Annotated in this window: 8 protein-coding genes; 4 read left to right on the top strand and 4 right to left on the bottom strand. The window is 37.6% G+C overall.

The features are described from left to right. Positions 1 to 129: 129 nt before the first annotated feature. The 3 genes from F6K15_RS07175 to F6K15_RS07165 all read left to right on the top strand — a co-directional run bounded on the left by F6K15_RS07175 (position 130) and on the right by F6K15_RS07165 (position 4,495). Positions 130 to 975, top strand: coding sequence for a nuclear transport factor 2 family protein (locus F6K15_RS07175; RefSeq protein ID WP_293058935.1), 846 nt, complete (start codon positions 130 to 132; stop codon positions 973 to 975). A 290-nt stretch (positions 976 to 1,265) separates the two neighbouring features. After that, the gene (locus F6K15_RS07170) at positions 1,266 to 2,039 is read left to right on the top strand and encodes an SDR family oxidoreductase (RefSeq protein WP_293058932.1); all 774 of its coding nucleotides are present in this window, start codon (positions 1,266 to 1,268) and stop codon (positions 2,037 to 2,039) included. A gap of 1,628 nt (positions 2,040 to 3,667) precedes the next feature. After that, positions 3,668 to 4,495 carry a class I SAM-dependent methyltransferase gene (locus F6K15_RS07165; RefSeq protein WP_293058929.1) on the top strand — a complete coding sequence of 276 codons (828 nt, stop codon included), beginning with the start codon at positions 3,668 to 3,670 and terminating at the stop codon, positions 4,493 to 4,495. A 155-nt stretch (positions 4,496 to 4,650) separates the two neighbouring features. Here F6K15_RS07165 and ppc read toward each other — a convergent pair whose 3' ends face one another. The 4 genes from ppc to F6K15_RS07150 all read right to left on the bottom strand — a co-directional run bounded on the left by ppc (position 4,651) and on the right by F6K15_RS07150 (position 9,117). Next, positions 4,651 to 7,746, bottom strand: coding sequence for a phosphoenolpyruvate carboxylase (gene ppc / locus F6K15_RS07160; protein ID WP_293058926.1), 3,096 nt, complete (start codon positions 7,744 to 7,746; stop codon positions 4,651 to 4,653). 469 nt (positions 7,747 to 8,215) lie between these two features. Continuing rightward, positions 8,216 to 8,416 (bottom strand): zinc ribbon domain-containing protein, encoded by a 201-nt coding sequence (locus tag F6K15_RS38180; RefSeq protein WP_363267494.1) that lies wholly within the window; start codon positions 8,414 to 8,416, stop codon positions 8,216 to 8,218. Next, on the bottom strand, positions 8,346 to 8,492 hold the full coding sequence (locus F6K15_RS38175) for a hypothetical protein (protein WP_363267496.1): 147 nt from the start codon (positions 8,490 to 8,492) through the stop codon (positions 8,346 to 8,348). The genes F6K15_RS38180 and F6K15_RS38175 overlap by 71 nt, the downstream gene beginning before the upstream one ends. 394 nt (positions 8,493 to 8,886) lie before the next feature. Then, positions 8,887 to 9,117: a hypothetical protein gene (locus tag F6K15_RS07150; protein ID WP_293058923.1), complete on the bottom strand. Its 231-nt coding sequence runs from the start codon at positions 9,115 to 9,117 to the stop codon at positions 8,887 to 8,889. A 316-nt stretch (positions 9,118 to 9,433) separates the two neighbouring features. Between F6K15_RS07150 and F6K15_RS07145 the strand changes: the two genes are divergently transcribed. Continuing rightward, on the top strand, positions 9,434 to 12,646 hold the full coding sequence (locus F6K15_RS07145; protein WP_293058920.1) for a DUF1574 family protein: 3,213 nt from the start codon (positions 9,434 to 9,436) through the stop codon (positions 12,644 to 12,646). The last annotated feature ends 24 nt before the right edge of the window (positions 12,647 to 12,670 follow it).

The following is a 12,670-nucleotide window of genomic DNA, read 5'->3' as shown; positions in this document are numbered from 1 at the left end:
TTGCAGAAGGTCTAATATTTCATAATCAGTCCTTAAAGTGGTAACATTCGGCAAAAATAAAACTTATGGCCATAGAATTCGGTTCTGGCAACCAACAAATCTTTAACTAACAACTTTTATAAGTTAAAAATGATTATTTCTCAAATCTTATGTCGCTCCCAAAGCAAATTTTTGATTAAATTTCAGAAATTATTAACAACATTATTGAGTTCTTTCTTACTGGGTTTAACTGTTTCTTCTGGAATAGTTTTATCTCCTAATTTGACTTTAGCTGAAGACCGAGATAAAACCCCTGATGAACTGACCGAACTTTTGAAAAAAATCGATCGAGCTGCCAGTCGTCAAGACTTAGATGATGTAATGGATTTCTATAGTAATGACTTTACGAACTCTGATGGTTTAAATCGGGAAAATTTGTCAGAAGCTTTATCTAAATTCTGGCAACTTTATCAATCAGTTAAATATCGTACGGAAGTAAAATCCTGGGAAACAGATGGCGATGCAATTGTGGCTGAAACTGTTACCTACATTACTGGTATTCAGCAAATGAACAATAGAAATATAAAATTAAAGTCTACTATTACTTCTAAACAGCGTTATGAAGATAAAAAAATTGTTGAACAAGAAATTTTAGCCGAGCGTAATCAACTTACATCAGGCAAAAATCCACCTACTATTAATATCAATTTACCAGAAGAAGTAGAAGTAGGTGAAAAGTATAATTTTGATGTGATTGTTGCAGAACCTTTGGGCGAACAAATTATGTTAGGAGCTGCTTGGGAAGAACCAATTAATGAAAATTCTTATAATCTTGAGTCTGCTAATTTTAAATTAGAACTATTGCCTTCTGGGGGGATTTTTAAAATTGGTGAGGCTACAGAAAATTATCAAGATCGATGGTTATCAGCAGTTTTGATGCGAAAAGGAGGTATTACTATTAGTACCCATCGTTTAAGAGTTTTGGATAAGTTCTAAGGAGTCAGTCCTCAGTCCTCAGGAGGGAAGAAATATTAACGAAGTCAGAAGTTAACCCACCCCTAACCCCTCCGGTGGAGGGGAGGGGAAGTAGGGGATTTGAGCTTCGTTAAATCAAAAATAAAATCAATTATCGTACAGAAATTATCAATTATTTCCCTCTATTCCCTATCCCCTATCCCCTATCCCCTCTTTTGGAGGAGATGTCTAATGTAAGCATTCAGCTATCAGCTATTAGCCTAATAGTGTAAATAATTAAATCAAATTGATAAATTTATAGAATAGTAAATATGATTTCTGTTGAGGATAAAATAGTCTTAATTACAGGTGCTAGTAGTGGTATTGGAGAGTCTTGTGCCAATGTATTTGCTCAAGCAGGTGCAAATCTAATTTTGGCTGCTCGTCGCCAAGAAAAACTAGAAAAACTTGCTGATGAATTAACTAAAAAATTCCAGTGTAAAACTTATTTATTAAAGCTAGATGTACGCGATCGCCTAGCAGTAGAATCAGCAATAAATTCTTTGCCTGACCCTTGGAAAAATATTGATATTTTAATTAATAATGCTGGTTTAAGTCGTGGTTTAGATAAACTCCATGTTGGGGACTTCAACGATTGGGAAGAAATGATTGATACTAATGTTAAAGGATTACTATACATGACTCGCTATGTAGTGCCAGGAATGGTTAATCGTAGTCAAGGTCATGTGGTTAATATTGGTTCTATTGCTGGTCGTGCTGCTTATCCCGGAGGTAATGTTTATTGTGCATCTAAAGCTGCTGTTAGAGCAATTTCTGAGGGGTTAAAACAGGATTTACTAGGAACTCCCGTGCGAGTAACCGAAATTCAACCAGGTTTAGTAGAGACAGAATTTAGCGATGTCCGATTCCATGGGGACACAGAAAAAGCTAAAAATGTTTACAAAGACTTGACACCATTAACGGGAGATGATATAGCAGATTTGGTATTTTTCTGCGTTACGCGATCGCCCCATGTCAATATCAGCGAACTATTGGTAGTACCCACAGACCAGGCCAATGCAACCATGGTCCATCGACATCAATAGAACTATCGAGAAATATAGCGCTACGCGCAAGTCAAAAGTCATAAGCCAGAAGTCAGAAGTAATTCCTAACTAACTTTGAGCATTTATAAATGTCCGCTGACTATTTGCGTAGTGCTATATAAAAAATTTTTCAGAATTTTCCAGAATGCTTCAATGACCTTGAGAAAGAAATGGTAGATGCACCCTGATGGATAGCCTCCGCCTTAATTGGTGGAGGTTTTTTTTTGACAGTAAAACCACAGAAAATCAAATTTATAATTCCCGGATTAAGTATCGGAAGATGGGAAAAAGAAATGGTAGATGCACCCTGATGGATAGCCTCCGCCGTAATTGGTGGAGGTTTTTTTTTGACAGTAAAACCACAGAAAATCAAATTTATAATTCCCGGATTAAGTATAGGAAGATGGGAAAAAGAAATGGTAGATGCACCCTGATGGATAGCCTCCGCCTTAATTGGTGGAGGTTTTTTTTTGGCACTAAAACACTCTCAAATTAAATTTATAATTCCCGGATTAAGGATAAGAAGATGGGAAAAAGAAATGGTAGATGCACCCTGATGGATAGCCTCCGCCTTAATTGGTGGAGGTTTTTTTTTGGCACAAAAACAACAGAAAATTAAATTGATAATTCCCGGATTAAGTATGAGGAATATGGAAAAAGAAATGGTAGATGCACCCTGATAGATAACCTCCGCCATAATTGGTGGAGGTTTTTTTTTGCACAAAAACAGTAGAAAATCAAATTAATAATTCCCGGATTAAGTATCGGAAGATGGGAAAAAGAAATGGTAGATGCACCCTGATAAGATAACCTCCGCTGTAATTGGTGGAGGTTTTTTTTGGAACAAAAACAACAGAAAATTAAATTGAGAATTCCCGGATTAAGTATAGGAATATGGGAAAAAGAAATGGTAGATGCACCCTGATAGATAACCTCCGCTGTAATTGGTGGAGGTTTTTTTTGCACAAAAACAGTAGAAAATTAAATTGAGAATTCCCGGATTAAGTATGAGGAATATGGAAAAAGAAATGGTAGATGCACCCTGATAGACAACCTCCGCCATAATTGGTGGAGGTTTTTTTTTGACAGTAAAACACTCTCAAATTAAATTGAGAATTCCCGGATTAAGTATGAGGAATATGGAAAAAGAAATGGTAGATGCACCCTGATGGATAACCTCCGCTGTAATTGGTGGAGGTTTTTTTTGCACAAAAACAACAGAAAATCAAATTGATAATTCCCGGATTAAGGATAAGAATATGGGAAAAAGAAATGGTAGATGCACCCTGATAGATAGCCTCCACCGTAATTGGTGGAGGTTTTTTTATTTAACAAATTTTCTTGATTTTGTCGCAATGTATGTAAAAATATAATTTCATAAGATACACCCTGATTAATAATTCCTGGCCAAAACTGGCTGGGTTTTTTTGTATGGAATTAGGACAACTAAGACAACAAAGTTTTTATCATTGTTAATATTTGACTAAAGGGATTTGGGGTGTAGATAAAGTTTTTATAAAGCAAGATGTTTCACTAATATATATTAGCCAAACTTTTACACAATCTTGACATTTTACCGATTATTATAAGGCTAATCTAAAATAAAAATATTAATATTTAAAACAATTATGTCTGATTCCTCACCAAAAAATAACTGGTATCAAGACTTTAACCTGGAACAGAAATCCAATTGGTATGGCCAAATAGCAGATGCTTACGATAGAACTAGACCTCGTTATCCCCAATCATTAGTCAACCGTGTCGTAGAAATAGCCCAACTTTCTTCTAATACTAAGATTTTAGAAATAGGATGTGCTACAGGAACAGCAACAACTAGCTTTGCCGATCTTGGTTTTTCTATGGTATGCGTAGAACCAAATTCAGAATCTTATAAAATAGCTGTGAAAAATTGTGCTCACTATCAAAGAGTGAAAACCATCAATACTACTTTTGAAGAGTGGGAATTAGAAAAGAATCAGTTTGATGTAGTGCTTGCTGCTACTTCTTTTCACTGGGTATCGTCTGAATTTCGTTATGCTAAAACTGCTGACGTTTTAAAAACCAATGGCTTTTTAGTTTTACTTTGGAATACTCCACCCCAACCAAGTCAAGATATTTATCAGGAATTATTAGATTCAGTTTATCAGAGCTGTACATCTGATTTAAAAGGGTATGAAGCGATCGCAACTCATCGAAAAAATATTAGTAGTATAGGGAATGCGGTTATTGACTCTGGTAAGTTTCAAAACTTAGTTTCCGAAGAATTAATATGTGAAGTAACTTATGATATTGATGATTATCTAGCACTTTTAAGCACCTTATCACCTTATATAGCAATGGATGCAAAGCAACGTAATACTTTATTTGAAAATTTGAGTACAACTTTAAAAAAATATTATGGCAATATCATTAACCTTTCCTACTTATCTGCACTTCAGATTGCTCAGAAAGTCTAATTTAACTAAGCTATAGCAGAAGGAAGAAGGAAGAAGAAAGAAGGAAAATTAAGCTTTTGATATGTCCGCGCTCTTTCCTTCGACTGCTTTTGTTCCCTACTCCCCCACTCCCCTACTCCCCTACTCTCCTACTCTCCTATTCCCCACACTCTTTCTCAACCTGTATTCCGCATTCCCGCAGCAATACCATTAAGAGTCAACAAAGCACCTTGTAACAACTCACCCTTACTATAGCGAGAGTGAATTACTCCTGGCGTACCTGTATCATGCTGACGCAAGCGTTTCAACAAAGCTACCTGCAACATACCTAGAGGAACAATATTAGCATTCCGCAACTGCACAGAACGCTGCAAATCTGGCTCTCCATCTAAAGGTCGTTGATGGCCAGAAATTTGTAAAACTAAATCCCGCGTTAGCTTATATTCAGTAGAAATTTGCTCAAACAACGCCTCAAATCTTTCCCGGTCTTCTGGATTAGATAATTCTCGGACATAATAATGAGCCATTTGTAAATCTACCTTCGCTAGAGTCATCTCTACTTTTGAGATTGCTGTAGTAAAAAATGGCCATTTCAGATAAAAGTACTGGAAAAGTTTCAGGTGTTCTTCTGGTTGCTTTTGCACAAATTCTTGTAAAGCAGTTCCTACTCCATACCAAGCAGGCAGTAAGAAGCGACTTTGAGTCCAGCTAAACACCCAAGGAATTGCCCGTAAACCAGAAATTGTCTTCTTTTTATCATTTTTCCTCCGAGCTGGACGAGAACTAATTTGTAGCTGACTAATTTCTTGGATCGGGGTAACTTGATAGAAAAATTCTACCAAGTCCTCTTGTTCATAAATCAGATGTCGGTAATGAGTACGCGATCGCACTGCCAACTCTTCCATAATGTCATTCCAGGTTTCAATTTCATCAAACCCTGTATGTAGTAAACTAGCTTGAATAACTGCAGTAGTAACATTTTCTAAGTTATACATTGCCAACTGAGGTAGAGAATATTTAGACGCCAGCACCTCACCTTGTTCAGTAATCTTAATCCGCCCACTAATGCTCTTACCAGGTTGAGCCAAAATCGCTTTATAAGCAGGACCACCACCACGTCCTACCGAACCACCGCGTCCATGAAATATCCGCAATGCGATACCATATTCCTCACCAATTTTATGTAAAGCTTTTTGAGCTTTATGAATTTCCCAGTTACTACTGAGGAACCCAGAATCTTTATTACTATCTGAGTAACCAAGCATCACTTCTTGCAAATAAAGAGTCTTTAACTCAGATTGCATTTGAGAGTCTGCTGGTTCTTGTAATTGATTATATCCACCAGCAAGTGCTGCCCGATACAAAGGCAATTCAAATAAATCGTGCATTACCCTGGGAGCGTTTCTCAAGTCTTCCACCGTCTCAAATAGAGGCACCACCTGAATCTCACTTGCACCAGTTGCCGGGTCATAAAGTCCTGCTTCTTGTGCTAGCAACAATACTTCCAACATATCGCTGACATCACGACTCATACTAATAATGTAAGTTTGGCAAATTTCTGGGCCAAATTCTACCTGTAGCTGTCGCAACATTCGGAAAGTGTTAATGATTTCGCAAGTTCTCTCAGAAAAAGGTAGTTCTGCAGGAATTAGTGGGCGACGAGTAGGCAATTCTGTTGATAGCCACTCAGTACGCTCTGCTTCTGACATTTCAATATAGGGTTTAGGCAGAATTTGTAAGTATTCAGTAACTTCATTAATCACAGCCTCATGGACGGAAGATTCCTGGCGGATATCTAGTCGTGCTAAATTGAAGCCAAAAATTTCAACCTGACAAATGAGATTTTCCAAGTCACTACAGCTTAAACCAGTTTCGATCAAGTTACGTTGAATTAGTTGTAACTCTTCTAGAAATTCCGCACCAGAACGATAAACTGCTGCTGTTTCTCGACGTTGGGAGAGAACTTCCATTTGTCTTTGGAGGGAATCACCATTATACAAGCGCCAGTTGCGATCGCGAGTATTTTCCAAACGCTTTCTCACATAAGACAACTTCAACCGATAGGGTTCTCGCCGATAGCGAATTGCCCACTGGTCATATACTTCGGGCATTTGCAATTGGTCGCGGTCTAAGGAGTCCAGCAGTTCTGGTAAAACATCACTCCAATGCAACGACAAACTTAAAAGTTCGATCAGGGAATCGACAATATCAATATACTTATCTAACGCTATCTTACGTTGATAGCAAGCTGTTTGCCAAGTCACCTCTGGTGTACAAAAAGGATTACCATCGCGGTCAGCTCCCACCCAAGACCCAAACTTACAGAAATTGAAAGTAGGTGGTTTTAAGTAAGGGAAAGAATTATGCAGAGCTTGCTTAAACCTTTGGTATAGTTTGGGAGTAGCTTCAAACAACACTTCTTCAAAGTAATGAAGAGTCGTTTCTACTTCATCAAGTACAGTAGGTTTAAATTGGTGTAGTTCGTCTGTACGCCACCACAAACGAATTTCTTCTGTTAACTGTTCCTTGAGAGATTCTGTTTCCCAGGATGAAACCACAGAATTTTCCTGTGCTCCATCTACAGAAAATTCTGACAAACTTTCTTCTACTAGATCGAGCTGTTGGAAAATTTTGGCAATGCGTCGCTGTTTTGTTCTAATTGTATGACGTACAATTTCTGTAGGATGTGCTGTAAACACTAGACGGATATCTAAGTTATCAATTAATCGTTGAATTAATTGAGATGGTACGTTCAGAGTCCGCAATAGGGGAAATAGATAATGAAATGTCCCCTCTCCTTCAGGTTTACTTCTGTTATCGCTCCATACTGGAATACTTCCAACTCGCAATGAACAAGCTTCACCATCCTTAGCTTCATCGTCTTTAAAGATTAGTTGTCCCAGACCTTTGTTATTAGAATAGGCTAACTGTTGAATTTTTTGTTCATAATGTTGTTCAACAATATTGATTAGCTGAAAATATATAGCAAAAGCTCGAGCTGCCCTAATTGCATCTTTGAGTTCTAACTGTTCAATAAGTTGTACAATTTCTGAATCTAGAAAGTTAAAAGCTTGTCCTTCTGGAGAATTAACCGAGCGCATTTTCTGGAGTATACTTACCAATTCTTGGCCACACTCTTGCTCTAGAACTAATTCCCACAAATTTTCAATTATTTTAATTCGATTACTCAGAAACAGACCTGAAGTTTTAGTCGGGGCATTTTTAACCCCTTGTTTTAGTGTTGTCTGTTCTGACTGTAGTAGTGAACTCATATTACCTATTCCTTAGTAGCTGCTGATATCAAAATAAATGTATTTTTTGATACTTTTACACTCTTTCAATGGGATTTAGTAGTATCAACTCCTCAAAATAGCTGTCGCTAATAGGGGATTTTTAAACTATTTTTAATATATATATTCCTCATTAAGTACCTCTTTTTCCACCCTTTCTTTTAACAATAAATAACTTTTTGCTTCTCTCTATCACAAGGAAGCGAGAGTGATTAATCTTTCTCTATAAATTTCGTGAGTCATTTTTCATCCACAGGTTAAACTGCCTAGCTCTTATCTGCCACAATTTTTGTAGGCTATTGAGTAGCTTACATTTAGTCATAGGTCTAGTGTTAAAATACTTGTGACATACTCCCACACGCTCGCTGGCGCGCATTGTGTAAGCTCTCTCGTTTCGTAGCCCTGCCATTGCATCGGGCAAGCGCGTGCTTTAAGGACGTATGGGCCCGCCCTATTTTTTATATTTATCGCTGCATTTCCGTTTGTCATGCTTCCCTACGGGATGCTGCGCAAACGCAAACAAGTCGCGGTCTATTACAACACAGCAATGTGGGTAACAATGAGTTCGTATGTTTAATTCTTTATCGACTTTTTTCCCACAGTTTGAGCAATCTTGGCTGGTATTTTTGGGGTTTACTGCTATAGTCTTCACCTCCAGCATTTTCGGCTTTGACAGTTAAAATAGTTAGGAATTGTCCCCATCCAGCATTGTTAATTGATTTACTCAAACTGGTCAATGCTTGCCCTTTAATATTTAAGTTTGCCTCCGGCGCGCCGCTCCGCGTCTACATGGGCGATAACTTCGGATTTTGATAACAATTCATTGGCTGTTTTAAAATGAAAATCTTTACGTTACCGTAGGTTCGCATATTTTGACCTTTTCGGAACACTTTGCCTAATGTAACAGGGGGTCGCATATTTCAACTAACATTACTGTATCATACGCCTGGGAGTAAAGTAGCCCTTTGAGAGCTAGGCTTTCAGCAATGTTTTTTGTTAATTAATCACATAGTAGTAGAGGCTTTGAGCTAACCTATTGAAAAGGATGGCAGTTGTTGCACCCTTAATCTTAAGTTTAAAAAATCTTAGGAATCTTTGGAAACTATAAAGAGTCAAATAAAATTAGGAATCTGATGAATTTTGGGGAAAATTAAGCATTGGTAGGCGATCGCCCCGGAATATTTCCTCGCTATATAGGCCAATTTCTGGTAATAGTTCATTAATGGCTTTATTACCCAATAAGCCTAATAAAACAGGACCAGTGGCCAAGCTAAGTAAAATATCTGAGGAAATTTTCCAACTGGGGGTTTTTAGTGTAGGATTTTCAGAGGAATTTTCTCGAAAGGATTGCATTGATGTTACCTCAGTAAGTGTGTACGGTAGAATTTAATATAGCTTAATGGGAGGCGTGCGCTACTTAACACGCTTGGCACCCTACGCGGTCTAATATTTATTTGACAAATAATCTCTAACTTTCTGGTAAGATAATCATATAGTATAATAATATACGAATATACCCATAATTTTCAACTATATTGTGGTAATTTTAGCAATAGGCTTTCCTTTATATATGTTTATACGCTACAGTCCAAAATGTCACTAACGAATAGTTAAGCCGAGCAAGGGAGTCTCCCACAAAAAGGAGAAGATGAAAGGGAATAAAACTATATTGACGGAAAATCGATCTCCTTTAGGAGATTGGGCACAGGAAGCTTTGGGACTTCCAGAAGTGCAAGTACAGGTAAGATTGCGTGGCAATCATTTACATATTCTCTGTGAAGCTGAAAAATGTCCAGAAATGAACTTTGCACTAGCCCAGTTTTCCCAGGCACTGGGTCAGGTCGATCTAGAATCTTTACTGCCTCCTAATCAACCTCGAATTTACCAGATGTTTCTATGTGGCCGAACTTTAGGTCGCAGGAGACCTGACTGGACAGTCAAACTTGATGGTAATAAGGTAGCAACTAAGACCCAACAGGTAAATACTCCTTCTCCTTCCTCTGGTTCAGAAGTTAATGCTCTTTTGAGGTCTAATTATGTTGTTCCTGCAAAACACCCACAAAATCAAAATGATAGTCAAACTTTACCGGAAGAACATCTGACAAAAGTCACTGTTGGACAATCTCCGAAACTAGATATTAATCACAATGCCTCTGAATTAATTTCAACTCCCCACAAGGCATCTGTATTGACAAATGACACATTAGACAATTCAGAACTGGTTTCATCACCAAAATTCCACTCAGAAAACTCTTCTGTTACAGAATCAAAACAGCCTAATGAATTAGAAGCAGAGTCAGAGAATACAACAGAAGAATTAGATCGGTATTTAATTGATTCTCCCCTTACGGTTTCCTATCAAAGATTAGCAAAATATGGCCATCCAGATGCAATTGCTAGTTATCTTAGTGAAGTTTTAGGTGAGTTAGGGGTTTCTGTAAATGTCAGTATTCGAGAAAGACAACTTAAGGAAAAATTAACAGAAACTACCCAACAATTAGAAGATTCTGCCAAAAGTCCTGAATTGAAAACCCAGAAAATTTTATGGGTATCCTGTGAAGCAGCTTATAGTCCAGCTCCATCTCTATTGGCAGAACCGATCGCCCAAAAGCTCCGAGAGTTAAAACTCAAAGATTTCCATGAAGCTTTAATTTCTCTACTTGTTCAGGGTGAAACGGCACCGGACTGGATGTTGCGGGTGGACCTAACTCCACCCGATCTGATGCTACAAGAATGGGCAAGTTGGGGAGATGTGGCAGCAATTGAACGTTTGCTACAACAACAATTTGCTACTCTTGGAATCAAGATTCGAGCTACTCTCAAAGAATCTACATTACATTTATTCTGTACTAATACTAATAATTCAAACCAAGAAGCTCCAGATAAAAAGAAGACAAAAGAAGCGATCGCCTCTACATTATCTACTATTCTACCTAGAGGTATCCAAGCTGCTACTATCTATGGTTGTATTATTAATGAACCGAAACAAAAGTCAGAGTCACCTCTTTGGATCGACTGGTTGAATTTACCAGCATCGGAAAATCCAGAGATGGCAGCAAGTGCTAAAGTTTTGGCAAGTCAGGGAAACTATGATGCTATTAGTTTTCTGTTAAACAAATTCCTTAATCCAGACCTCGATCAAAAATTACAAACAGGTGGTATCCGGGTACTTATATTACCTAAGCATGAATTATTGCACGTTATGAGTGAAGCTCCTACTTGTCCTTCTCAATCTCAAGTAGGACCACCTATCGCTCAGTTTTTGCGTCAACTTCAAGTTCCAGGAATTAGTGGGGTGAGGGTGTATGGACGTCGTGCTGGTCAAAAATTGCCTTTGTGGCGCTATGGTATTAATTTTACTACCAGAAGTCGTCAGTATTCGGAACAACCTCCGGAGTTTGCTGCTTCTGCAGATATGGATTTGTTATTAGGAAAAAGAGCGGATCGTGTTTTTCTCAAGTTAACGCCGCAGAAAACTGAAAAATTTGACTCAAAGCTGTTAATTCCTCATAATAATTACACAGTTATTACAGCTCTTCAACAGTTACTTATTACTTCTCGTTTGTTCATTCCTAATGAAGAATACTCTACACAAATGGGTAATTCATTAACATATAATACTTTTAATTCTGGTAAATGGGTGACTGCTTTTGCCTGTGCTTTTATGGGTATTTTGTTGACAGTTCAAACAGATATAAAATTAGGTGAAGTCTTAGAGCAACTTCCAGATATTTCCCTATCTGGAAATACTTGTCAGGGTCCGAATTGTCAAACTCCTACAGAAGTGAATGAAGATTCTGTGGAAGCTCCTGAATTTTCTACTTATCCTAGTTTTAATAGTCCGCAATTAGATGAACAGTTAGTTCGTTATCAACAATATTTACAAGTAGAAAAAAAACCACCAGATATTTTAATAGTTGGTAGTTCTAGAGCATTAAGAGGAGTTAATCCTACAGTACTTGAGGAAAGTTTGGCAACAGCAGGATATCCAGATTTAAGAGTTTATAATTTTGGCATAAATGGGGCAACAGCTCAGGTAGTAGATTTAATTGTGCGTCAGGTTTTACCAGCAGAACAACTGCCACCATTAATTATATTTGCTGATGGAGTCCGTGCTCTTAATAGTGGCAGAGAGGATCGAACTTTTGATATTATTGCGAGTTCTGAAGGCTATCAGGAAGTAGATGCTGGCACATTTACTATTGAGACAAATACATCAGAAACTTCTGTGAATTTTGGCATTAAAAAATACAAACAAATATTCAAAGAATTACAGGAAAAAATTGAGGAAATATCGCTTACTTATCAACAGCGCGATCGCCTCAAAAGTTTAATAAGTTCAATCATAAATAATCCCCAAGAAAACTGGAATTTTTGGCAGCAAAAAGAGGGAGAAAACGTAACAGTAGAAGAGGAAAATATTGATAAATTAGACGAATTTCAATCTAACGGTTTCCTACCAATTTCGATTAAGTTTGAGCCAGAAAATTACTATCAGAACTATGCTAAAGTTTCAGGTAAATATGATGCAGATTATGCTAACTTCCAGTTGCCAGGAAAACAGATAACCGCACTTAAAAACTTACTACAATATACTCAGGCAATAGGAATTAATTTTGTATTTGTAAATATGCCTTTAACTACAGCATATTTAGATGAGGCGCGAACTAACTATGAACAAAAATTTCAAGAATATATGCAGCAGTTACCTCTAGAATATTCAAACTTTTTATTCCGAGATTTAGGTACTGCATGGCCAGATGCTTATGATAAATTTTCTGACCCTAGTCATTTGAATCTTTATGGAGCGATCGCTGTTTCTCAAAAGTTAGCTGAGGATAATATTATTCCTTGGGTTGAGAGTGGGGGAGTGGGGAAGTAGGGGAGTGGGGGAAGTGTGGGGAGA

This window comes from Okeania sp. SIO2B3 (assembly GCF_010672525.1).
GTDB lineage: Bacteria > Cyanobacteriota > Cyanobacteriia > Cyanobacteriales > Microcoleaceae > Okeania.
This window is presented reverse-complemented; position numbering and strand designations above follow the sequence as displayed.